Below are 23,281 nucleotides of genomic sequence, written 5' to 3' on the forward strand. Positions count from 1 at the left end.
CCAGAATGACCACCGTGCCTTTCCTGTTGCTGATCGAGGACGACGACGCCATCCGTACGGCCCTTGAGTTCTCCCTGTCCCGCCAGGGTCACCGCGTGGTGACGGCGGCGTCCGGCGAGGACGGCCTGAAGCTGCTGCGCGAGCAGCGGCCGGACCTGATCGTGCTGGACGTGATGCTGCCGGGGATCGACGGCTTCGAGGTCTGCCGCCGCATCCGCCGCACCGATCAGCTGCCGATCATCCTGCTCACGGCCCGGAACGACGACATCGACGTGGTCGTCGGTCTGGAGTCGGGCGCGGACGACTACGTGGTCAAACCGGTGCAGGGCCGGGTGCTCGACGCCCGGATCCGCGCGGTGCTGCGCCGGGGCGAGCGGGAGTCGAACGACTCGGCCACGTTCGGCTCGCTGGTGATCGACCGCTCGGCGATGACGGTCACCAAGAACGGGGAGGACCTCCAGCTCACCCCGACCGAGCTGCGGCTGCTGCTGGAGCTCAGCCGCCGGCCGGGCCAGGCCCTCTCCCGCCAGCAGCTGCTGCGGCTGGTCTGGGAGCACGACTACCTGGGCGACTCGCGGCTGGTGGACGCCTGTGTGCAGCGGCTGCGCGCCAAGGTCGAGGACGTGCCGTCCTCCCCCACCCTGATCCGCACGGTCCGCGGGGTCGGCTACCGCCTTGACTCGCCGCAGTGACCCGGCGGGCCCCGGCACGCCGGGTGCCCGGACCCTCGACAACGACGACAGCCCTACGGGCACCGACAGAGAGAGCCCAGTGACGGAAGAGACCGGCCGGGGCGGGGCCGCCGGGAGCCTGATGCGGATCAGCATGCGGTGGATCAGCCTCCGGCTGCGCCTGATGCTGGTCTTCGCCCTGGTGGCGCTGGCGGCGGCGGTGTCCGCGTCGGCGATCGCCTACTGGCTGAACCGCGACGCGGTCCTCACCCGGACGCAGAACGCGGCGCTGGACGACTTCCGCAAGTCGCTCCAGGACAACACCGGCTCGCTCCCGCTGACGCCGACCTGTCCCGAACTCCAGGACGCCGCCGACCGGATGGCCGGCACGTCCCAGAAGTACGCGGTCCTGCTGATCGGGAAGGTCAAGGGCGGCGGCAGCTGCGCGGCGCCCTCCGACCGTGACCTGTTCACGCTGGCGACGGTGCCGAAGACGCTGGTCACGGCGGTGAACCGGGAGCGGAAGGTCGACGAGTCGAACCCGTACCCGTACCACCTGTACTGGCAGCGGATCACCCTCGACGGCAAGCCGTACCTGGTGGGCGGCGCCAAGGTGATCGGCGGCGGGCCCACCGGCTACCTGCTGAAGTCGCTGGAGAACGAGCGCGCGGACCTCAACTCGCTCGCCTGGTCCCTGGGGATCGCCACCGGCCTGGCCCTGATCGGCTCGGCGCTGCTCGCCCAGGCGGCGGCCTCGACGGTGCTGCGGCCCGTGCAGCGGCTCGGCGAGGCGGCCAGCCGGCTGGGCGAGGGCAAGCTGGACACCCGCCTCCAGGTCTCGGGCACGGACGAACTGGCGGAGCTGTCGCGGACCTTCAACCGGGCCGCGGCGTCCCTGGAGAAGCGGGTCGAGGAGCTCAGCGCCCGCGAGGCGGCGAGCCGGCGCTTCGTCGCCGACATGTCGCACGAGCTGCGTACCCCGCTGACCGCCATCACGGCGGTGACGGAGGTGCTGGAGGACGAGGCGGACTCCCTCGATCCGATGATCGCGCCGGCGGTGCAGCTCGTGGTGAGCGAGACCCGGCGGCTGAACGACCTGGTGGAGAATCTGATGGAGGTCACCCGCTTCGACGCGGGCACGGCCCGGCTCGTCCTGGACGACGTGGACGTCGCCGACCAGGTCACCGCCTGCATCGACGCCCGCGCCTGGCTGGACGCCGTCGAGCTGGACGCGGAGCGCGGCATCATGTCGCGCCTCGACCCGCGCCGCCTGGACGTCATCCTGGCGAACCTGATCGGCAACGCGCTCAAGCACGGCGGTTCGCCGGTGCGGGTGCGGGTGCGTCCGGTGGACCACCAGCTGATCATCGAGGTGCGCGACCACGGCCCCGGCATCCCGGAGGACGTGCTGCCGCACGTCTTCGACCGCTTCTACAAGGCCAGCGCCTCGCGCCCGCGCTCCGAGGGCAGCGGCCTCGGCCTGTCCATCGCACTGGAGAACGCCCACATCCACGGCGGCGAGATCACGGCCGCCAACTCGCCCGAGGGCGGCGCGGTCTTCACGCTGACGCTGCCGCGGGACCTGTCGGCGGCCGAGGACGGCGAGGGGGAGGCCGAGGAGACCGGTGAGTCCGGCAGGGCCGGAGGGTCCGGTGGGTCTGGTGGGTCCGGTGGGCCTGGCCGGACCGATGGCACCGGTGCGGCCGGCCGCAAGAACGGTGGCAAGGACGTCGGCAAGACCGGTGGCAAGACCAATGGCAAGGCCATCGGCAAGAACGGCGGCAAGAACGGCCGCGGTCCGGCCGAAGGGGGCGCGAAGTGAGACGCACGGCGCGGACGGCCGCGCTCGCTGCCGCACTGTGCGCCCTCGCCGCCGGCTGCGGCATCCGCGGCACCGCCGTCCCCGTCGACGCGGGCAGCGCACCCTCCCGGGCGTCCTGCCTGACCCGGCCCGCCCCGGCCACGCCCCCGCCGAACGGCCCGGCGCTCACCGTGCAACTGGTGTGCGCCTCCCAGCTGGCGCCCGTCGTCCGGCAGCACTCCGCCCCCGGGGCGGAGCGCCCCGTCGACATGGCGCGGGCGCTCCTCGACGAGCTGCGCCGCCAGCCCTCGTCCGCCGAGGAGGGCACGGGCCTGTCCACCGACGTGCCGCAGCGGCTCACCGTCGCCGGCCCGCGCCGGGACGACCCGGCCGGCACGCTCCGGCTGAGCACCCCGCCGGACGAACTCCCCCAGCTCGGCCTGGCGCAGATCGTCTGCACGTTCGCGGGCACCGCGGCGGCCGGGAACCGGCGCTCGGTGCTGCTCGGCGGGCCCGGCGGGGAGGCGCCCCGGAGCTATGTGTGCACGGACGACGTCCGGGCCCACCCGGAGAACCTCCAGGGCGACTGACGCGCCGGAGCGGCGCCCTCCGCGGGCCCGCGCCGGCACCGCGCGTCCGCGGCCGGAACCGCGCGCCCCGCGCACCGCGTCCTGTGGTGCGTGCAGCGTCATGGTTACGGCGGTACGGCCGCCCTCCGACACCGCTACCGCGTCGCGGGCTGCGTCCTCCTCGCCGCCCACCTGGTCGTGGTGGGCTGGCTGGCCATGCGGCCGTTGACCGCTCCCTGGGTCTCCGCCGCGCACCTGGAGCCGTTCGCCACGCTCCGGGCCGACCTCGCGCTCGGCCCCTGGGACGCGACCCGGGAGATCTTCAGAGGACTGCTCCCGTTCGCGCCGCTGGGGGTGCTGCTGCCCTGGGCGGGCGGCCGGCTCGACGCGTCGCGGCTGGGCTCGCTGGCCCGTACGGTCTTCACCTCCGCCATGCTCTCCCTGGTCCTCCAGGTGGTGCGCGGCGGTGTGGTGGGGCAGGTGCTGGACCTGGACGCGCTGCTGCTCAACGTCACCGGGGTGACGGTCGCCCACCTGGCGGTGGTGCCCGCGGCCCGGGCCCGGCTGCGCCGGCGGGACCAGGGTGACGAGGGCGTGCGCGCCGCCTCCTCCCGACCCCCACTGCCCCTCCTCCGTGAGGAGGGGTCGTCTCAGGGTTCGACCCCGACGATCCCCAGGGTCGGAGTCGCCCCCTGGAGTGACGCCCTGCCGGGCGCCCGCCCCTAGCGTGGAGTCATCGGGAGAACGCTCCCGGCCCCGGGCCCACCGCCCGGGTTCTCCGCTCCGACGCGAGGAGACTCCGCCATGTCCGCCGCCCTGGTCCGCCCCCGCGACCACCGGATGATCGCCGGTGTCTGCGCGGGGCTCGCCCGCCGCTTCGGCACCACCCCCACCACGATGCGGGTCATCTTCCTGGTGTCCTGCCTGCTGCCCGGCCCCCAGTTCCTGGTCTACCTGGCGCTGTGGCTGCTGCTGCCCTCCGAGGGCGGCCGCCGCGGCACGGCCGAGTCCTGGTGACGCACGACGAACGGCCCGCGCACGCCGAACGGCCCGCGCACGACAGCGGCCGCGCCCCCTGAGCGGGGTGCGCGGCCGGTGTACGGAGCGTGGCGCCGGGCGGGGAGTTCAGTGCCCGGACAGGTTGGGGGTCGACAGGCCCTTGGGCAGGGCGCCGTCCGGGATGAGGCCCAGCAGACCGCCGTTGCCCTTGTTGTCGCCCGGCGCGCTCTCCGGGGCCGCGGCCTTCTGCGGCCGCTCCGGGAACACCGCGCGGTCCAGGGCCCCGGCCACGGTCTCCACGGCGGACGAGCTGAGCGCGCGGTTGGCGGCGCTGATCACCGGTCCGCCCGGGAGCGTCGGCGCCAGGTCCTCGATGGGCAGCTGCCTGCTGGTGCCCGCGGCCAGGTTGGTGACCCTCTCCAGCGGACCCTTGGGAGCCGCGGCCGACGCGGTGCCCGCCGCGGTGACGGCGATGGCAGCGCCGAGGGCGGCGGCACCGATGGTCTTGATGGTTCCCTGCTTCATGTGAAATCTGTCCTCGTGACGGTGGAGGGTAATTTCCCGGAGGCTTTGCAACCTGTCACGAGAACGACCGGCCGGCACCGAATGACACGGCCGGGACGTTTGAATTCCCGGCCGTGTCAGTCGTATTCAGGGACGATTGACCGCCAGTCGTATCGCAGCGGAAACGCGGGCCCGACGGGCCCCGCCGTTCTCTAGCGGAACAGCCACTCGGACTTGAGCTCGGCGTATCCCGGCTTGATCACGTCGTTGATCATGGCGAGCCGCTCGTCGAAGGGAATGAAGGCGGACTTCATCGCATTGACGGTGAACCACTGCATGTCGTCGAGCGTGTAGCCGAATGCCTTGACCAGGTGCTCGAATTCGCGGCTCATGCTGGTTCCGCTCATCAGACGATTGTCGGTGTTCACCGTCGCCCGGAAGTGCAGTTTGCGGAGCAGGCCGATCGGGTGCTCCTCGTACGAGGTGGCCGCCGCCGTCTGGAGGTTGGAGGTCGGGCACATCTCCAGCGGGATGCGCTTGTCCCGGACGTACGACGCGAGGCGGCCGAGCTTGACCGTGCCGTCCTCGGCGATCTCGATGTCGTCGATGATCCGCACACCGTGGCCGAGCCGGTCGGCGCCGCACCACTGGAGCGCCTGCCAGATGGACGGCAGGCCGAACGCCTCACCGGCGTGGATGGTGAAGTGGTTGTTCTCACGCTTGAGGTACTCGAACGCGTCGAGGTGGCGGGTGGGAGGGAAGCCCGCCTCGGCGCCCGCGATGTCGAAGCCGACGACGCCGGAGTCCCGGTAGCGGTTGGCGAGTTCCGCGATCTCCAGGGCGCGGGCGGCGTGCCGCATCGCGGTCAGCAGGGCGCCGACGCGGATGCGGTGACCGGCCTCCTTGGCCCGCCGCTCGCCGAGCCGGAAGCCCTCGTTGACGGCCTCGACGACCTCTTCGAGCGTGAGTCCGGCCTCCAGGTGCTGCTCGGGGGCGTAGCGGATCTCGGCGTAGACGACGCCGTCGGCGGCGAGGTCCTCGGCGCACTCGGCGGCCACCCGGACCAGGGCGTCGCGGGTCTGCATGACGGCGCAGGTGTGCGCGAAGGTCTCCAGGTAGCGCTCCAGCGACCCGGAGTCGGCGGCCTCGCGGAACCAGACGCCCAGCTTCTCGGGGTCGGTCTCGGGGAGGCGGTCGTACCCGGATTCCCGGGCCAGGTCGACGACCGTGGCGGGGCGCAGGCCGCCGTCCAGGTGGTCGTGGAGGAGCACCTTGGGGGCGCGGCGGATCTGTTCGGGCGTCGGGAGGGTGGTGGTGTCGCTCGTCATTGCGGCACTCTAGCCCCTACGCGCGTAGATGCACCCGAACGATACGCAACGGTGACCCGTCGGCGGGGTGGACACCGCGCGCCGTTCTGCCATCGTTGTCTGCCATGGTTCAGCAAGCGCTGCCGCAACCGGATCCGCTGGGGCCGGACGGGTCACCAGAGGGATCAGAAGAACCAGAGAGCACAGAGGGACTGCTCGGCCCCGTGGGGAAGTTGGGGCGGAAGTGGGACCCCCGGCGTCGGACGACCGCCGAACCCGCGCTGAGCAGGCCGTTCGGGGCGGGCCGGCCCGGCGAGGCCGTCACCGGGGTGGCGCTGCTGCTGCCCGGTGGCCCGGCCACCGGGCGTAGGCGTCCGCCGTCCCGGATCCCGGCCGCCCAGAGCCGGCTGGCCCGCCGGCTCACCCGCGCGGGCGCCGGCGACGGCCTGGCCACCCATGTCGTCCGGTACCGCCACCGGGGCTGGAACGGCGCGGCGGCGCACCCGGTGGAGGACGCCCTGTGGGCGGCGGACGAGGTGGTGCGGCGGTACGGCGACGTACCGGTCTGCCTGGTCGGTACGGACCTGGGCGGCCGGGCGGCGCTGCGGGCGGCGGGCCACCCGGCCGTGACCGGCGCGGTGGCGATCGCCCTCTGGCTCCCCGAGCCCGAGGCCGTCCTCGACCCCGACCCGGTGCGGCAGCTGGCCGGGCGCCGGGTGCTGCTGGTGCACGGGACCAACGACGAGCGCACCGACCCGGACCTCTCCTACCGGCTCGCCGAGCGGGCCAAGAAGGTCAACCGGGAGGTGTGCCGGTTCGAAGTCCACTCCGACGGGCACGGATTGCGGCAGCACCGCGCCGAAGTGCTGTCCCTCACCGCCGACTTCGTGCGGGGCACGCTCTTCGGCCACCCCTGCGCCCGGCCGCTGGCCGACGCCCTGGCCGCCCCTCCCCCGCTGGGCCTCCGGATGCCGCTGGCCTGCGGTTTCGGCGAGACGCTGGGCCACTGACGGTCAGCGGTGCAGCAGCAACTGCCCCCGGCGCGAGAGCAGGAAGCGCTTGAAGGCGGCCACCGGCGGGGTATCGGGGTGCCCGTCCAGCCAGGCGACGCCGATCTCGCGGACCGCCCGCGGCGCGGTGACGGTCAGCTCCACGACGCCGGGGCGCGGCACGGCGGGCGGCGGCAGCAGGGCCACCCCGAGCCCGGCGGCGACCAGGCCGCGCAGGGTCTCGGGATCCTCGCCCTCGAACGCGATCCTCGGGCTGAACCCGGCCTCCGCGCAGAGCGCGTCGGTGATGCGGCGGAGCCCGTAGCCCGGTTCGAGGGTGACGAACAGCTCGGCGGACGCCTCCGCGAGGCGGATCCGCTTCCGGACGGCCAGCGGGTGGTCGTCGGGGACGACGAGCCGCAGCTTCTGCTCGTCGAGGCGGCGGGCGACGAGGTCCGGGGCGTCCGGGACGGGTGAGGTGAGGCAGAGGTCGAGGTCGCCGTCGCGGAGCCGCTCGATCATGGCCTCGCCGTAGTTCTGCACGAGCTGGAAGCGGACGCGGGGGTGGTCGGCACGGAAGGCGCGGAGGAGCTCGGGTACGGTCTCGGAGCCCATGGTGTGCAGGAAGCCGAACGCGACCTTGCCGGCGGCGGGGTCGGCGTCCGCCCGGACGGACTCGGCGGCGCGGTCCACCTCGCCGAGCGCCCGCTCGACCGTGGCGAGGAAGGTGCGGCCGGCGGCGGTGAGCGAGACCGTACGGCCGTGGCGGGCGAACAGGGCGACGCCGAGGTCGTGTTCGAGCCGGGCCATGGAGCGGCTGAGCGTGGACTGCGGCATCTCCAGCTGCTGGGCGGCGCGGGTGACGTGCTCGTGCCGGGCCACGGCGACGAACTGGGCGAGGCGCGGGGTGAGCGTCACCGCCCAGGAGTCGGCTTCGACGTTCGCGCTCGGCGCGGGTGCCGTGGCGGCCGCCTGAGTGACGGGCGTCAAGGACGCGCCAGTAACAGGGATGTCTTTTCTGTTGCCGCCCGGTGACAGACGCCGCTCTGACCTGTGCTCATGCTTCACAGGATGGATTATGGCCATTCTGTGCATTGGACGCATCAAATGCAGCCTGCATACGGTTTGGACATGCCTCCTGCCGATACCGGGGCATCCGCCGTCATAGCGCGCGCGGATGCCTCTCCTTCCGCCTCTGCTCCCTCCCAGGACTCCCGGATCGCGCCCGGCGACCCCGGCTACCGCCGGATGAGCTTCGCCCTCTTCGCGGCGGGCGTCGCCACGTTCGCGCTCCTCTACTCCACCCAGGCCCTGCTCCCCGCGATCTCCGACGGCCTCGGGGTGACCCCGGACCAGGCCAGTTGGACGGTCTCCGGCGCGACGGCCGGTCTCGCCCTCGCCGTCGTCCCGCTCAGCGCCCTCTCCGAGCGGTTCGGCCGGCGGGCCATGATGACGGCCGCGCTGTGCGTCGCGGCACTGCTGGGGCTGCTGGTGCCGTTCGCCCCGGACCTCGGCTGGCTGACCGGCCTGCGCGTGGCGCAGGGCGCGGCGCTGGCGGGCGTGCCGGCGTCGGCGATGGCCTACCTGGCGGAGGAGGTCCGTCCGCGGGCCCTGGTCGGCGCGGTCGGGCTGTTCGTGGCGGGCAACGCGATCGGCGGCATGTCCGGCCGCATCCTCGCCGGCTGGGTGGCCCAGGCGTGGGACTGGCGCGCGGGTCTGGCCTCGGTCGGCGTGCTCGCGGTGGTGTGCGCGGTGGTGTTCCGGCTGCTGATCCCCAAGGCCCGGCACTTCTCCCCCGGTTCGGTGGCGCCGCGCGATCTGGCCCGTACGCTCGGGCGGCACCTGTCCGACCCGCTGCTCGTCCGGCTGTACCTGATCGGCGCGCTCTTCATGACCGTCTTCGGCGCGGTCTACACCGTCGTCGGCTACCGCCTGGCCGCGGCGCCGTTCTCCCTCCCGCAGGGGCTCGTCGGCTCCGTCTTCCTCGTCTACCTGGTCGGTACGGCCTCCTCGGCCGCGGCCGGCAAGCTGGTCGGCCGGCTGGGCCGGCGCGGCGCTCTCTACCTGGCCATGGGCACGACGTCCCTCGGCCTGCTGCTGACCCTGACGTCCTCCCTGACGGCCGTCCTCCTCGGCCTCGTCCTGATCACCGCCGGCTTCTTCGCCGGCCACGCGGTCGCCTCGTCCTCGGTCAGCCGCACCGCGACCACAGGCCGCGCCCAGGCGTCCGCCCTGTACCAGACCGCCTACTACCTGGGCAGCTCGGTGGGCGGCACGATCGGCGCCCTCGCCTTTCGGGCGGGGGGCTGGGACGGGGTGATCGTCCTCGGCCTCGGCGCGATGGTGTCGGCGGCGGCGATCACGCTTTACGCGACGCGCAAGGCGCTGGTGGAACGGCGGGGCGCGGAGCGCCGCTTGTCGGCCCGGGCCTGACCCCGGCTTCCCCGGACCCGAAGGGGCCGCCTTCCCGCCACCTGTCCTGGCGGGGGCGGCCCCTTCGTGTGGGGTGCCCCGGACCCTCCCCTTCGCCGCTTCCTGGGGCTGCGCCCCAGACCCCCTGAAACCGCGCTCCGCGCGGTTGTCCTCAGGCGCCGGACGGGCTGAAACGGCCCGTCCGACGCCTGAGGACGCGCGCCGCAGGCGCGCTCGGGGGTGCGGGGGCGCAGCCCCCGCAAGAAACGGGAAGGGGCGGGACGGGGGCACCACTCGTTCGGCGCGGAACCCGCGCGGTGGTTCAGCGCGCCGGGAAGGAACTCGTATCGATCACGAGGTCGAAGGGGGCCGGCAGATGGACGTCATCCCCGAACTTCCCCGCCTGCAGAACGCGGTAGACGTCATCCCTGGGCTCCCCGTAGAGGGTGATCGTGGGACCGCCGGGCGCCCAGCCATCGACCAGCAGGTAGAGCGGAACCTGGGCACGGGCGTAGCCGGCAGCCTTCTTGATGCGGTCGTGGTTCGCGTTCGTCTTCGAGGTGATCTCGACGATCAATTCGGCGCCGGCCGCAGGCACGTATTGGTCGGACTCGGTCCTCAGAACGGCCTTCGGAACGATCGCGAGGTCGGGCACGAACAGTCCGCTGCGAGACGGCACAGCCGTCCCCAGGGTCTGGTAAATGCCCCAGTCCTCGGGGATGACGCTGTACAGGCGACGTTGAATGACGTCGGCGATGTCGTTGTGGTCAATGGAAGGCGCTGGCGACACGGTGACGATCCCCTCAATGATCTCCACCTTGCAGCCCTCGGGCGCGTCCGTCTCCTCCCAGAGACGGACGAGCTCCTCCCACTCGTGACTGTGACCCTGCGGGTGGTCAGCGGCGAGTGCGCTCACGGCGGTTCTCCTTCATCAGGTACGTCACCGATCCCAGCATGACGAACGGGACCGGCGGAGGTCCACCGATCCCGTTCACCCATACGGGGAAACCGCAGGTCAGGCGATGCGGTCCAGCACGATCGGGTTCGGCGTGAAGTCCGTGCCGGCCGGGGCGATCCCGACGCCGCCGTCCAGGGCCGCGAGGGCGTAGTCGAACTTCTCGGGGGTGTCCGTGTGCAGGGTCAGCAGCGGCTGGCCCGCCGTGACCGTGTCGCCCGGCTTGGCGTGCATCTCGATGCCGGCGCCGGCCTGCACCGGGTCCTCCTTGCGGGCGCGGCCCGCGCCGAGGCGCCAGGCGGAGACGCCGACGGCGTAGGCGTCGAGCTTCGTCAGGACGCCGGACGCCGTCGCGGTGACGACGTGCTGCTCGCGGGCGACCGGGAGGGTCGCGTCCGGGTCGCCCCCCTGGGCGATGATCATGCGGCGCCAGTGGTCCATGGCGGAGCCGTCGGCGAGCGCCTTGGCCGGGTCCGCGTCGGGCAGGCCGGCCGCGGCGAGCATCTCGCGGGCGAGGGCGAGGGTGAGCTCGACGACGTCGGCCGGGCCGCCGCCCGCGAGGACCTCGACGGACTCGCGGACCTCGAGGGCGTTGCCGGCGGTGAGGCCGAGCGGGGTCGACATGTCGGTGAGCAGGGCGACGGTCTTGACGCCGTGGTCGGTGCCGAGGCCGACCATCGTGGAGGCGAGCTCGCGCGCGTCCTCGATGTTCTTCATGAACGCGCCGGACCCGACCTTGACGTCGAGGACGAGCGAGCCCGTACCCTCGGCGATCTTCTTCGACATGATGGAGGAGGCAATCAGCGGGATCGCCTCGACCGTGCCCGTGACGTCGCGCAGCGCGTAGAGCTTCTTGTCCGCCGGAGCCAGGCCGTCGCCCGCCGCGCAGATGACGGAGCCGACGTTCCGCAGGACGTCCATCATCTCGTCGTTGGAGAGCAGCGCCCGCCAGCCGGGGATGGACTCGAGCTTGTCGAGGGTGCCGCCGGTGTGGCCGAGGCCGCGGCCGGAGAGCTGCGGGACGGCCGCGCCGCAGGCGGCGACCAGCGGGGCGAGCGGCAGCGTGATCTTGTCGCCGACGCCGCCGGTGGAGTGCTTGTCGGCGGTGGGCACGGGCAGCGAGGAGAAGTCCATGCGCTCGCCGGACTTGATCATCGCCGCCGTCCAGCGGGCGATCTCCGCACGGTCCATGCCGTTGAGCAGGATCGCCATGGCAAGCGCGGACATCTGCTCGTCGGCGACCTCGCCCCGCGTGTAGGCGTCGATCATCCAGTCGATCTGCTCGTCGGTCAGACGGCCGCGGTCGCGCTTGGCGCGGATGACGGAAATGGCGTCCATCAGCACATTTTCCTTAAGTTCGTGCGTCCTCAGGTCTTCCCGGGGCCGGAAAGTGACCCGGACGGGCTGACGCGTCAGCCCGTCCGGCGCTTGAGGACATCTTCAACGATCGAGGTCGGCGGGCCCAAACGCGTCCGGCAGGAGTTCCGCCAGCGGGCGGATCCCCGAGGCCGTGTCCACGGCGAGCTCCGGGCCGCCGTGCTCCCAGAGGAGCTGGCGGCAGCGGCCGCACGGCATCAGGACGTCGCCGTTGCGGTCGCAGCAGGTGAAGGCGGTCAGCTTGCCGCCGCCGGAGGAGACGAGGGCGGAGATCAGGCCGCACTCGGCGCACAGGGCGACGCCGTAGGCGGCGTTCTCCACATTGCAGCCGGTGACCACGCGGCCGTCGTCGACGACGGCGGCGGCACCGACGGGGAAGCCGGAGTACGGGGCGTAGGCCCGGGACATGGCGTCCCGGGCCTCCGCGCGCAGCTCCTCCCAGTGAACGGGAGAGGTCACTTTCCTTGACCCTTTCGATAGGGCTTGCCGTCCGCCTTCGGCATCCGCAGCCGTTGCGAGAACAGCGACAGCACCAGCAGCGTGACGACGTACGGCGTCGCGTCCACGAACTCCAGCGGGACGGTGTCCGTCAGGGCGAACCAGACGAACAGCGCCACGGCCACGACCGCGGCGGCACCGGCGGCCTTGACCTTGCCGCCCTTGAACCGCCAGACCGCGAAGCCCACCAGCAGCACGGCGATCAGCAGCAGCAGCGCGTGGACGGTCGGACCGCCGGAGCGCAGCTGGAGGCTGTCCATGAAGCCGAACAGGCCGGCGCTCATGGCCACGCCGCCCGGCCGCCAGTTGCCGGAGATCATCGTGGCGAGACCGATGTAGCCGCGGCCACCGGTCTGGCCGTCGGAGTACATGTGGGTGCCGATGGCGAGGAACGCGCCGCCGAGGCCGGCGAGGGCGCCGGAGACGACGACCGCCGCGTACTTGTACGTGTAGACGTTGACGCCGAGCGACTCGGCGGCCACCGGGCTCTCGCCGCAGGAGCGCAGGCGCAGACCGAAGGCCGAGCGCCAGAGCACGAAGAACGTGCCGACGAAGAGCAGCGCGGCGACGATCGTCAGCCAGGACACCTCGGAGACGAAGCCGCGCAGGATGCCGGCGAGGTCCGAGACGAGGAACCAGTGGTGCTTCTCCACGTCGTGGAGCCAGTCGGCGAGACCGGGGATGGAGAAGTTGCCCATGTTCTCCATGACGGGCGACTGCTTGTCGTTGCCGCCCGCCTGCTGGGCGTCGCTGCCCTCGGCGCCGAACCACAGCTTGGCGAAGTACTGGGTGATGCCCAGGGCCAGGATGTTCATGGCCACACCGGAGATGATGTGGTCCACGTTGAAGGTGACGGTGGCGATCGCGTGCAGCAGGCCGCCGAGCGCGCCGCCGACGATGCCGGCCGCGGCCGCGACCCAGGGCCCGTGCTGCCAGCCCATCCAGCCGGCGGAGAAGGCGCCCAGCATCATCATGCCTTCGAGGCCGATGTTGACGACGCCCGCCCGCTCGGACCAGAGGCCGCCGAGGCCCGCGAGGCCGATCGGCACCGCGGCCGCGAGGGCCGAGCCGAACTGTCCCGAGCCGGTCAGGTCGTTGGCGTCGGTGATCGCGCGCAGCGCGGAGAGCAGGATCAGCGCGCCCGCCACGATCAGCATGACGACGGGGTAGGAGAGCTTCCGCTTCCCGCCGTCGCCCTTGTTCTTCCCGCTCAGCCGGTCGGCGAGCCCGGAGGTGAAGGTGGTACTCACGCGGAAACCTCCGCCTTGTCGCTCTTGCGGGCCTGGGCGGCGAGCTCCTCGCCGACCTTGCGCTGCTGGGTCTTGAGGCCGTAGCGCCGCACGATCTCGTAGGCGATGACGACGCAGAGGACGATGACGCCCTGGATCACGCCGACGATCTCCTGGGCGTAGCCCTCGAACTCGAGCTGCGTGCCGGTGCGGTCGAGGAAGCCCCAGAGCAGGGCGCCGAGCGCCATGCCGATGGGGTGGTTGCGGCCGAGCAGGGCGATGGCGATACCGGTGAAGCCGATGCCCGTGGGGAAGTCGGTGCCGTAGTTGTACGAGACGCCGAGCAGGGTCGGCATGCCGACGAGGCCGGCGACGGCGCCCGAGAGCAGCATCGAGGTGATGATCATGCGCTTGACGCTGACGCCGCTGGCCTGGGCGGCCGACTCGGACTGGCCGACGGTGCGCAGGTCGAAGCCGAAGCGGGTGCGGCCCAGGATGAACCAGTAGGCCAGGCCCGCGACGGCCGCGACGATCACGAAGCCGTAGATCGGCTTGGGCTGGGTCGGGATCTCGAAGAAGTGCGCGGCGTCCGGCAGGTAGGGCGTGTGGATCAGGTTGCCCTCCTTCTTCGCCAGCCGGCCGTCCTGGAGGAAGTAGCCGATCACCGAGGCGCCGATGGCGTTCAGCATGATGGTGCTGATCACCTCGTTGACGCCGCGGGTGGTCTTCAGCAGGCCCGCGATGCCCGCCCAGATGGCGCCGACCGCCATCGCCACGATGATGATGATCGGGATCTGGATGATGCCGGGCAGCGTGAGCGCGCCACCGACGACGGCGGCGAAGAAGGCCGCGATGCGGTACTGGCCGTCGACGCCGATGTTGAAGAGGTTCATCCGGAAGCCGATGGCGACGGCCAGCGCGGACAGGTAGTACGGGGTGGCCTTGTTGATGATCCAGACCTGGCTGTCGCTCTTCGAACCGAAGTCGACCATCACCTGGTAGGCGTGGAACGGGTCCTTGCCGGTGGCCGCGATGATGATCGAGGTGATCGCGACGGCGGCCACGATCGCCAGCAGGGGGGCGGCGATACCCAGGATGATCTTGTTCTTGTCGAACTTCTTCACTTGGAGTCGCCTCCTTCCGCGCTGTCGCTGTCGTCGTTGGTGCCGTCGGCCGGGGCGGACGGCTCTTCAGGGGTCTCGGGGGTCTCGGCGTGCTCGAGGTGCCCGGTCGCGGCGCCGGTCATGGCCGAGCCCAACTCCTCCGGGGTGATGGTGGCGGGGTCCGCGTCGGCGACCAGACGGCCGCGGAACATCACCCGCAGGGTGTCGGAGAGCCCGATGAGCTCGTCCAGGTCGGCAGAGATCAGCAGCACCGCGAGTCCCTCGCGGCGCGCCTCGCGGATCTGGTCCCAGATCTGCGCCTGCGCGCCGACGTCCACGCCACGGGTGGGGTGGGCGGCGATGAGCAGCTTCGGCTTGTGGCTCATCTCGCGGCCGACGATCAGCTTCTGCTGGTTGCCGCCGGAGAGCGAGGCCGCGGTGACCTCGATGCCGGGCGTCCGGACGTCGAACTCGCGGACGATGCGCTCGGTGTCGGCCCGGGCGGCCTTGTTGTCCAGGAGCGCGCCCTTGCTGTTGGGCTTCTCCGTGACGTGGCCGAGGATGCGGTTCTCCCACAGCGGGGCTTCCAGCAGCAGGCCGTGGCGGTGCCGGTCCTCGGGGATGTAGCCGATGCCGCCCTCACGCCGCTTGCGGGTCGGCGCGTGGGTGATCTCGGTGCCGTCGAGGGTGACGGTGCCGCTGTCCGGGTCACGCATGCCCATGATGGCCTCGACCAGTTCGGCCTGGCCGTTGCCCTCCACGCCCGCGAGGCCCAGGACCTCGCCCTTGTGGATGGTGAAGCCGATGCCGTCGAGGACGGTCCGGACGACGCCGTCGGAGTCGGTGGCCGACAGGCGCAGGCCCTCGACGGTGAGCATCGGCGTGTCGGTGACCGTGGACTCGCGGGTCTCCGGCGAGGGCAGCTCCTCGCCGACCATCAGCTCGGCGAGCTGCTTGGGCGTGGTCTCGCTGGGGACGGCGGTGCCGACGGTGGTGCCGCGGCGGATGACGGTGATGTCGTCCGCGACGGAGAGCACCTCGCCGAGCTTGTGGGAGATGAAGATGACCGTCAGGCCCTCGGCCTTGAGCTCGCGCAGGTTGTCGAAGAGCGCGTCGACCTCCTGCGGGACCAGGACGGCGGTCGGCTCGTCGAGGATGAGCGTGCGGGCGCCCCGGTAGAGGACCTTGAGGATCTCCACGCGCTGGCGGTCGGCGACGCCGAGGTCCTCGACGAGGACGTCGGGACGGACGCCGAGGCCGTACGCGTCGGAGATCTCCTTGATCTTCTTGCGGGCCTTGCCGCCGATGCCGTGGAGCTTCTCGGCGCCGAGGACGACGTTCTCCAGGACGGTCAGGTTGTCGGCGAGCATGAAGTGCTGGTGCACCATGCCGATGCCGCGCGCGATGGCGTCGGCCGGGCTGTGCAGGCTGACCTGCTCGCCGTCGAGGGTGATGGTGCCCTCGTCCGGCTTCTGCATGCCGTAGAGGATCTTCATCAGGGTGGACTTGCCGGCGCCGTTCTCGCCGCAGAGGGCGTGGACGGTGCCGCGGCGGACCGTGAGGCAGATGTCGTGGTTGGCCACGACGCCGGGGAACCGCTTGGTGATGCCTTGCAGTTCCACGGCGGGCGCGGTGCCGCTGCTGGACTCTTTGCTGGACGCTTTGATGGCGCACTCTCCTCGGGGAAAGGGAGCGGGGGTGACACCGGGCTGTCCACCGGGTGGGGGCACGGTGGAGATCTCCGGACGGGCGGGGGTGACGCTACACGCGTCAACAGGACGCTACGCGCGTAGCGTTGGCGCGTATGTGCGGGCCCGGCGAGGGTGTTCCCCGCCGGGCCCGGTCAGCCGGACGGCCGGACGGAGCCGGCCGCGTGGCTTACGGCTTGTCCTTGACCTTGACCTGGCCGTCCGCGATCTTCTTCTTCGCGGCCTCGACCTTGTCCTTGATGTCGTCGATGAAGCCGCCCGAGGTCACCAGCGAGACGCCGCCGTCCTTGAGCAGGTAGGTCTTCGGGCCGGTGATCGGCTTCTTGTCCTTGACGCTCTTGACCAGGTCGAAGACGGCCACGTCCACGTTCTTCACCACGGAGGTGAGGATGTGGTCCTTGTACTTGGCCAGGCCCGGCAGCTGGTACTGGTCGGAGTCCACGCCGATCGCCCAGGCGTCCTTCTGGCCCGCGACGGCCTCGATGGAGCCGTTGCCGGAGAGGCCGGCCGCGGTGTAGATCACGTCGATACCCGAGTCGAGCATGCCCTTGGCCTTGTCCTTGGCGGCGGCCGGGTCGTTGAAGCCCTTGTCGTTGTTCGGGTACAGGTACTGCGAGGTCACCTGCGCCTTGGGGTCGGTGTCCTTGACGCCCTGCTCGAAGCCCGCCTGGAACTTCTGGATGAGGGCGTTGTTCACACCGCCGATGAAGCCGACCTTGTGGGTCTTGGACTTCAGGGCGGCGGCGACGCCCGCGAGGTAGGAGCCCTCGTGCTCACCGAAGGTCATGCTCGCGACATTCTTGCCCGAGGCAACCGAGTCCACCACGCCGAAGGTGGTGTCGGGGTGGTCCTTGGCGACCTTCTCGATCGACTTCTGGTAGTTGAAGCCGACGCCGATGACGGGGTTGTACCCGGCCTCGGCCAGCGAGTTCAGCCGCTGCTCGCGCTCCGCCTCCGTCTCGCCGTTCTTGGCCGTCATCAGGCGGGCCTTGACGCCCAGCTCCTTCTCGGCCTTGTCGGCGCCGCGGGCGGCGGACTCGTTGAAGGAGTGGTCGTCACGGCCGCCGACGTCGAAGGCGAGACCGAGACCCTTTTCCTTGCTGCCGCCCGACTCGGTCGAGGACTCGCCGCAGGCGGTGAGGGTGAATGCGAGAGCCGCGGTGGCAATGCCCGCGACAGTGATCGTGGATACCCGGCGCACGAGGGCCCCTTCACTCGAAGCGCCTCCATTGGCGCTGGTTCGAGGGGATCGTAACGCGCGTAGATGGCCTGAAAAGGGCTAGTCCCAAGCCGTTATCGGATCGTCGCGAACCGAACTCGACCGCCAAACCTACATTTGGTTGCGATCAAGCAAAGCCGCGGCCGTGAACAGCTCCACTCCGACCTGAATGGCCCCCTCGTCCACGTCGAAGTCACCGCGGTGCAGGTCACGGCGTGTCGTGTCACCCACCGGGCGGACGCCCAGCCGGGCCATCGCACCAGGGACCCGCTCCAGGTACCAGGAGAAGTCCTCCCCGCCGAGGCTCTGCTCGGTGTCCTCCACCGCGTCCGCGCCGCGCCGCGCCGCCATCGACCGGCCCAGCAGCCCGGCGATCTCCGCGTCGTTGACCACCGGGGGGACGCCCCGGATGTAGGTGATCTGCGACTTGGCGCGGTGCATCGCGGCCACCTCGTCCACCGCGGCGTGCACCAGGTCGGGGGCGTCCCGCCAGGCGTCCATGTCCAGGCAGCGGACGGTCCCGGACAGCTCGGCGCGCTGCGGGATGACGTTGGCGGCGTGCCCGGTCTCCAGCCGCCCCCAGGTGACGGCGAGCCCCGAGCGGGTGTCGATCCGGCGGGAGAGCAGGGCGGGCACCTCCGTGGCCACCCTGGCCGCCGCGGTCACCAGGTCCGTGGTCAGGTGGGGGCGGGCGGTGTGGCCGCCGGGGCCCTCCAGCGCCACCTCCAGCTTGTCGCAGGCGGAGGTGATGGGTCCGGTCCGCAGCCCGATCCGCCCGACCTCGACCTTGGGGTCGCAGTGCACCGCCACGATCCGTCCGACGCCCTCCAGCGCGCCGCCCTCGATCGCGTCCAGGGCGCCGCCGGGCAGCACCTCCTCGGAGGGCTGGAAGACCAGCCGGACGGGGTGCGGCAGCAGCCCTTCCTCGGCCAGCGCGGCGAGGACGAGGCCGGTGCCGAGGACGACGGTGGTGTGCACGTCGTGCCCGCAGGCGTGGGCCGCGCCCGGGACGGTGGAGCGGTAGGGGACCTGCTTGGTGTCGGGGATGGGGAGCGCGTCGAGGTCGGCCCGGAAGGCCAGCACCGGCCGGCGCACGGCGCCCGGCCGGGACCGCCCGATGTCGCAGATCAGCCCGGTGCCGGAGGGCAGCGTCCGGGGGCGGAGCCCGGCCTTCTCCAGTCTGGCCCTGACCGCCGCGGTGGTGCGGAACTCGCGGTGCCCCAGCTCGGGGTGCATGTGCAAGTCCCGTCGGAAGGCGATGAGTTCGGCGCGCAGCTCGGCCGGAAGTCGACCGGGCAGCGCGCTGGCCAGGTCGCCTTCAAGATCGTCGACGGAGGTTTCGGGTGCGGCTTCACAGGGCATCAGGTGATTCACCCTTTGAAGAGTAGAGCCCTGCATAGGGCAACTGCCCTCCGATCATGAAAAGTTCAGCCGCATGGATGGGTCTCGAGGGGGGTATGACCCGTATTTACGGCGTACCTTTGCGAGACACTGTCAGGTGGTACTCGCCTGGGCGGACATTCGCGGTAGGCGGCGCACATCGCGGGCGCTGCCGGTGACGCGGGAGAGGAAGCCCTCGGCGCGCGGCGAGGCGTGGGCGGTGAGCCAGGCGGGGTCGACGTCGCAGACGGCGACGGTCACCCCGGTGCCGGCCAGGGCGAGCGGCAGCGTGTGCACGACGGTGGACGGGAAGCTCAGCACCGTACGCCCTATGGGCCCGCGACGGGCGATCAGTTCCAGGGGCAGCTCGGGCCGGACGACCTCCAGGCCGAGCCGCCCGGCTATGCGGCGCAGCTTGTCGGTGTTCTCGCGGCGGTGCGCGAAGTAGCGCGTGGCGCCGTGCGCCGCGGCCAGCGCGGCGACTGCCTCCAGGTAGCGCTCCGCCTCCACGACGCCCGTCTCGACCAGGGACGTTCCGACGAGGTCCGTGCTCCGGGTGAGGCGCGGCGGGCCGAAGGCCGCGCGCGTCCACGCGAAGGTGTTCGCCGTGACGGCCACTCCCGGGGGTGGTTCGACCGGCATCGAGGTGAACAACTCCACACTTCGGCGGTTGTTCGGAGTGAGCATCCGGCGCGCCGAAGCGGACACCGGCGCGAAGACGATCTCACGCGCTCCCCAGCCGGCGCGCCCGCCCCGGTGGCGGTGCCAGCGTACGAACCGTTCGCCGCGCGCGAGTTGGCCGACGAACTCCATGGTGGCGGTGCCGTCGTCGACCACCACCAGTTCCCTGGCCCGGGTGAGGGTGAGCAGCAGCTGCACGTAGCGCGAGAACGGGTCGCCGATGACGACGCGGCGGGCGGCGCGCAGCGGCCCCGCCAGCCCGCCGATGGTCTGCACCGGCGCTCCGGCGCCGCCGCGCGCCTCCTCCCAGCGCAGCCGGTACCCCTGCTCACGGGCCAGCTCGGCCATGCGGCGCAGCTGACCGCGGGTCATGGGGTCGTGGGGGGCGAGGACGACGATGACGGTGTCGCGGGCGCCGTCTCCCATGGGCGGACGGCTGTCCGCGGTACGGCGGTCGGGCTGGCGGGGAACCCCGGCGCGCAGGGGGGCGTGGGGTGGGGGTGGGGACGGGGGCGGAGACGGTGAGGGGGGCGCGGGGGGTGCGTCCGCGCGGGTGTGCGCCCACTCCAGGACGTTGAGGAGCTGGACGGGGCTCTCCACGAAGGCCAGGGTCTCGGCGGGGCCGGGGTCCGGGTCGGGTTCGGTGGCGGCGCCCTCGGGCCGCTCGTGGCTCTCCGGGTCCGCCGGGCCGTCGGCTGGTGTCGTCATCGGCCGGCGCCCGTCAGACCGCGGCCGGTTCGCGGTCGCCGGAGCGACCCGCCCGTCCGGTCCCGGCGGTCCCGTCGGCCCCTGCGCTCCCGTCGGTGTCGCCTTGCCGGTCGCCCCGCTCGTCCGCCTCGGCGACGACGCCCGGCACGCGGCGGAGCTTGCGCATGGGGGCCAGTTCGCTCTCGTACACCCGCTTCACCCCGTCCCCCAGCGACTCCTCTACCACCCGGATGTCGCGCACCAGCCGCTGCAGGCCGCCGGGTTCGACGGAGGCGGCCTGGTCCGAGCCCCACATGGCGCGGTCGAGGGTGATGTGCCGCTCGACGAAGGCGGCGCCGAGGGCGACGGCGGCCAGGGTGGTCTGGAGGCCGGTCTCGTGGCCCGAGTAGCCGATGGGGACGTTGGGGTACTCGGCCTGGAGGGTGTGGATGACGCGGAGATTGAGCTCGGCGGCGCGGGCGGGATAGGTGGAAGTGGCGTGGCACAGCACGATGTTCTCGCTCCCGAGCACCTCGACGGCGTGCCGGATCTGCTTGGGCGTCGACATCCCGGTGGACAGCACGATCGTGCGGCCCGTGGCGCGCAGGGTGCGCAGGAGGTCGTCGTCGGTGAGCGAGGCGGAGGCGACCTTGTGGGCCGGGAGGTCGAACTTCTCCAGGAAGGCGACGGACTCGACGTCCCACGGCGAGGCGAACCAGGCGATGCCGCGGGCTCGGCAGTGCTCGTCGATGCTGCGGTATTCGTCCTCCCCGAACTCCACACGGTGGCGGTAGTCGATGTACGTCATCCGGCCCCAGGGAGTGTCCCGTTCGAGTTCCCATTGACTGCGCGGAGTGCAGACCTCCGGGGTCCGCTTCTGGAACTTGACCGCGTCACAGCCCGCGTCCGCCGCGGCGTCGACGAGGGCGAGCGCGGTACCGAGGTCGCCGTTGTGGTTGATGCCGATTTCCCCCGTGATGTAGACGGGGTGCCCGGGGCCCAGCGGGCGGTCACCGAGGTGACGGGTGCGGGCCGCGGTGCTGCCGGGGGTGGAGCTGGAGGTCATGGGAGCGGTTTCCTTCGTGTGGGGACGGTTCGTGTGGGGTGTGCGGTGGGTGGGGTTCTCCCCCACGGCACCCGGACGGGCCGGCGCGGGCCGCGTACGGGAACCACGGGGCGGTGGCGGTCGGTGGGGCTGGGGGCCGCGGGACCGGGTGGCCTGTGGGGACGGCCGGGGTGCGCGGAACCGCGGGTTCGTGGGTCTGCGGGCGGCCGGATGCCGCGGCGCACCCTGGAGGCGGGCGGGGCTTCGCTGGGCGTCGGGTCATCGGAAGGGGAGGGCGTCGGGGCGGCAGGGCGTGGGAGACACGGGTGCGTGAGGGGTCCGGGTGTGTGAAAGGTCCGGGGTCAGAGCTCGGGCCCCAGGATCCGTCCCGCGATCTCGCGGACCGCTCCCGCTCCGCCGGGTGTGCGGGTCACGGCGCGGGCCTCGGCGCGTACGGCGGGGTGGGCGTCCGCGACGGCCACGGGCCAGCCGACGAGGCGGAGGCAGGACAGGTCGTTGACGTCGTTGCCGGCGTACAGCACCCGCTCGGGGGCGATGCCCTGTTCGGCACACCACTCCTTGAGCGCGGCGTCCTTGTGGTCGGTGCCGTGCACGACGGGCACCCGCAGCTTGCGGGCGCGGGCGGCGACCACGCCGTTGACCTCGGTGGAGAGGATCAGCACCGCCAGCCCGGCGCGGCGCAGCGCGGCGACGCCGAGACCGTCGCCGCGGTGCACGGCGACGAACTCGCGGCCGTCGGCGTCCACCAGGACCCGGTCGTCGGTCTGCGTGCCGTCGAAGTCCAGGACGACGGCGTCGATGTCGTCGCGCCCGGGGAAGCCGTCCGGAGTGCCGGCCTGAGTGTCCGCCGGAGGGGGTGGCACCGCCGCGTCCAGGAGGGGTGCGAGGGCGCGGGCGCGCGCCAGGTCGGCGGGGTCGTCCACCTCCAGGACGCGCGCGGGGTCGGTGCGGACGGGCTCGACGCGGCCGAAGAAGCGGTGCCGGGCGGTCCGGAACCCGTCGGCCCGCATGGCGTAGGCGGCCCCGGTCTCCAGCAGGTCCTGCGGCCGGTCCTGGCGGCGGGGCCGGTGGGACGCGTCGTGGTTGACGCCCCGGGCGCCGGTGGGCAGGGGCTCGGCGGCGGGGCGGCCGGTGACGACGGGCGGGGGCATGGTGGCAGGCCGACGGAGCGCGGTGGCGGCAGTGGCGGTGGAATCGTCCGCCGCGTCCGGCGCCTCGCGCGCGTCCGGCACACGCGGCTGGTCCGGCTGGCCCGACTCGTCCGGCGTGCCCGGGGCGAACGGCGGTCGCCCGTCACGCGGCACCCGCGACCCGCCCGGCCCGTCCGGCACATACGGCTCGTCCGGCCCCTCCGGCGAGCCCGCAGCGTACGGCGGGTGCTCACCAACCGCCACGAGCGCCCTCCTCGGCACCCCCGGCACACGCAACCCGCCTACCCCGTCAGACACATACAGCTCGTCCGGCACGTCCTCCGCTTCCGTCGGACACGGCCCGTCCGCCGTGCGGGCCGTCCCACGCCCCTCCCGCCACAGGAAACCGTGGAAGGGTGCCACCGTGAGCGCGCAGTCCGCCTCCCGCCGCAGCACGGGCGCGGCGACGCCGTCGATGTCGTCGGCGGTCAGGAACGGGCTCGTGCACTGGACGAGGAGGACGGTGTCCACCGCCCTGCCGGTCGCCGACTCGTACGCGTCCAGGGCGTGCAGCACCGCCGCCTCGCTGGTCGCCGTGTCCCCGGCGAGGGCCGCGGGGCGTTCGACGACCTCCGCGCCGGCCGCGCGGGCCATGGCGGCGACGGCGGGATCGTCGGTCGAGACGACGACGTCGGTGACGAGCGCGGCCGCGCGGCAGGCGCGGACGGCGCGGGCGACGAGCGGTATCCCGCCGACGGGCGCCAGGTTCTTGCCCGGCACCCCCTTGGATCCGCCCCGGGCGGGGACGACGGCGAGAACGGAGGGCATCGGGGACTCCTCGGGTTCGGGTGCTCCGGCCGCGCCGCCCGGCGCGGGGCGGCGGGGGCCGGCCGGCGGGCTCACAGCTCCCCCAGCCGCCGGATGACGGGCGCCACCCGCTGCACGCCGTGCCGGTACGCCCCGCGGGCCGCCCCGCGCAGGACGTCACGGCCGGC

The 23,281-nt window shown here is 72.5% G+C and carries 21 protein-coding genes; 7 read left to right on the forward strand and 14 right to left on the reverse strand.

All coding sequences use genetic code 11. From position 1 onward, the window contains the following. Positions 1-14 precede the first annotated feature (14 nt). The 5 genes from afsQ1 (at position 15) to JNW98_RS14625 (ending at position 4,058) form a co-directional block, all read left to right on the forward strand. A complete protein-coding gene (gene afsQ1, locus JNW98_RS14605; protein WP_004943811.1) occupies positions 15-692 on the forward strand; it encodes a two-component system response regulator AfsQ1 in 678 nt (225 codons plus the stop codon). 133 nt (positions 693-825) lie between these two features. Then, the gene (locus JNW98_RS14610) at positions 826-2,493 is read left to right on the forward strand and encodes an ATP-binding protein (protein WP_223768657.1); all 1,668 of its coding nucleotides are present in this window, start codon (positions 826-828) and stop codon (positions 2,491-2,493) included. Next, positions 2,490-3,062 carry a hypothetical protein gene (locus JNW98_RS14615; protein ID WP_223768637.1) on the forward strand — a complete coding sequence of 191 codons (573 nt, stop codon included), beginning with the start codon at positions 2,490-2,492 and terminating at the stop codon, positions 3,060-3,062. Before JNW98_RS14610 ends, JNW98_RS14615 begins: the two co-directional genes overlap by 4 nt. Positions 3,063-3,152: 90 nt before the next feature. Beyond that, positions 3,153-3,767 carry a VanZ family protein gene (locus JNW98_RS14620; protein ID WP_223768638.1) on the forward strand — a complete coding sequence of 205 codons (615 nt, stop codon included), beginning with the start codon at positions 3,153-3,155 and terminating at the stop codon, positions 3,765-3,767. A 78-nt stretch (positions 3,768-3,845) separates the two neighbouring features. Continuing rightward, entirely contained in the window at positions 3,846-4,058 is a 213-nt protein-coding gene (locus JNW98_RS14625; RefSeq protein WP_223768639.1) for a PspC domain-containing protein, read from the forward strand. 108 nt (positions 4,059-4,166) lie between these two features. On the opposite strand, the gene JNW98_RS14630 is transcribed toward JNW98_RS14625, so the two are convergent. Next, positions 4,167-4,565, reverse strand: coding sequence for an ATP-binding protein (locus JNW98_RS14630; RefSeq protein ID WP_223768640.1), 399 nt, complete (start codon positions 4,563-4,565; stop codon positions 4,167-4,169). 191 nt (positions 4,566-4,756) lie between these two features. Beyond that, positions 4,757-5,872: an adenosine deaminase gene (locus tag JNW98_RS14635; protein WP_223768641.1), complete on the reverse strand. Its 1,116-nt coding sequence runs from the start codon at positions 5,870-5,872 to the stop codon at positions 4,757-4,759. 308 nt (positions 5,873-6,180) lie between these two features. Here JNW98_RS14635 and JNW98_RS14640 point away from each other — a divergent pair, with 308 nt between their 5' ends. Continuing rightward, a complete protein-coding gene (locus JNW98_RS14640) occupies positions 6,181-6,861 on the forward strand; it encodes an alpha/beta hydrolase family protein (RefSeq protein ID WP_372459246.1) in 681 nt (226 codons plus the stop codon). A gap of 3 nt (positions 6,862-6,864) precedes the next feature. Here the strand turns inward: JNW98_RS14640 and JNW98_RS14645 are convergent, their stop codons facing one another. Continuing rightward, positions 6,865-7,830 carry a LysR family transcriptional regulator gene (locus JNW98_RS14645; RefSeq protein WP_372459245.1) on the reverse strand — a complete coding sequence of 322 codons (966 nt, stop codon included), beginning with the start codon at positions 7,828-7,830 and terminating at the stop codon, positions 6,865-6,867. A gap of 141 nt (positions 7,831-7,971) precedes the next feature. On the opposite strand from JNW98_RS14645, the gene JNW98_RS14650 reads away from it, so the two are divergent. Then, on the forward strand, positions 7,972-9,273 hold the full coding sequence (locus JNW98_RS14650; protein ID WP_223768643.1) for an MFS transporter: 1,302 nt from the start codon (positions 7,972-7,974) through the stop codon (positions 9,271-9,273). 301 nt (positions 9,274-9,574) lie between these two features. On the opposite strand, the gene JNW98_RS14655 is transcribed toward JNW98_RS14650, so the two are convergent. The 11 genes from JNW98_RS14655 to JNW98_RS14705 all read right to left on the reverse strand — a co-directional run bounded on the left by JNW98_RS14655 (position 9,575) and on the right by JNW98_RS14705 (position 23,114). Continuing rightward, on the reverse strand, positions 9,575-10,168 hold the full coding sequence (locus JNW98_RS14655) for a Uma2 family endonuclease (RefSeq protein WP_223768644.1): 594 nt from the start codon (positions 10,166-10,168) through the stop codon (positions 9,575-9,577). Between the two features lie 99 nt (positions 10,169-10,267). Then, complete coding sequence (locus tag JNW98_RS14660; protein ID WP_223768645.1) at positions 10,268-11,551, reverse strand: thymidine phosphorylase; 1,284 nt, start codon at positions 11,549-11,551, stop codon at positions 10,268-10,270. Between the two features lie 96 nt (positions 11,552-11,647). Further along, on the reverse strand, positions 11,648-12,043 hold the full coding sequence (locus JNW98_RS14665) for a cytidine deaminase (protein ID WP_223768646.1): 396 nt from the start codon (positions 12,041-12,043) through the stop codon (positions 11,648-11,650). Beyond that, complete coding sequence (locus JNW98_RS14670) at positions 12,040-13,332, reverse strand: ABC transporter permease (protein ID WP_223768647.1); 1,293 nt, start codon at positions 13,330-13,332, stop codon at positions 12,040-12,042. Before JNW98_RS14670 ends, JNW98_RS14665 begins: the two co-directional genes overlap by 4 nt. Then, positions 13,329-14,435: an ABC transporter permease gene (locus JNW98_RS14675; RefSeq protein ID WP_223768648.1), complete on the reverse strand. Its 1,107-nt coding sequence runs from the start codon at positions 14,433-14,435 to the stop codon at positions 13,329-13,331. The genes JNW98_RS14670 and JNW98_RS14675 overlap by 4 nt, the downstream gene beginning before the upstream one ends. Then, positions 14,432-16,036 carry an ABC transporter ATP-binding protein gene (locus tag JNW98_RS14680; protein WP_223768649.1) on the reverse strand — a complete coding sequence of 535 codons (1,605 nt, stop codon included), beginning with the start codon at positions 16,034-16,036 and terminating at the stop codon, positions 14,432-14,434. Before JNW98_RS14680 ends, JNW98_RS14675 begins: the two co-directional genes overlap by 4 nt. Before the next feature lie 256 nt (positions 16,037-16,292). After that, a complete protein-coding gene (locus tag JNW98_RS14685; protein ID WP_223768650.1) occupies positions 16,293-17,324 on the reverse strand; it encodes a BMP family lipoprotein in 1,032 nt (343 codons plus the stop codon). Between the two features lie 129 nt (positions 17,325-17,453). After that, positions 17,454-18,704, reverse strand: a complete 1,251-nt coding sequence (locus JNW98_RS14690) for an amidohydrolase (RefSeq protein WP_223768651.1) — start codon at positions 18,702-18,704, stop codon at positions 17,454-17,456. Between the two features lie 132 nt (positions 18,705-18,836). Then, positions 18,837-20,111 carry a hypothetical protein gene (locus JNW98_RS14695; RefSeq protein ID WP_223768652.1) on the reverse strand — a complete coding sequence of 425 codons (1,275 nt, stop codon included), beginning with the start codon at positions 20,109-20,111 and terminating at the stop codon, positions 18,837-18,839. A 13-nt stretch (positions 20,112-20,124) separates the two neighbouring features. After that, the gene (locus JNW98_RS14700) at positions 20,125-21,156 is read right to left on the reverse strand and encodes an N-acetylneuraminate synthase family protein (RefSeq protein WP_223768653.1); all 1,032 of its coding nucleotides are present in this window, start codon (positions 21,154-21,156) and stop codon (positions 20,125-20,127) included. Between the two features lie 341 nt (positions 21,157-21,497). After that, positions 21,498-23,114, reverse strand: a complete 1,617-nt coding sequence (locus tag JNW98_RS14705; protein ID WP_223768654.1) for a cytidylyltransferase domain-containing protein — start codon at positions 23,112-23,114, stop codon at positions 21,498-21,500. Positions 23,115-23,281 lie beyond the last annotated feature (167 nt).

Origin of the sequence: Streptomyces huiliensis, from assembly GCF_020037025.1 — a bacterium.
GTDB classification, from domain to species: domain Bacteria; phylum Actinomycetota; class Actinomycetes; order Streptomycetales; family Streptomycetaceae; genus Streptomyces; species Streptomyces huiliensis.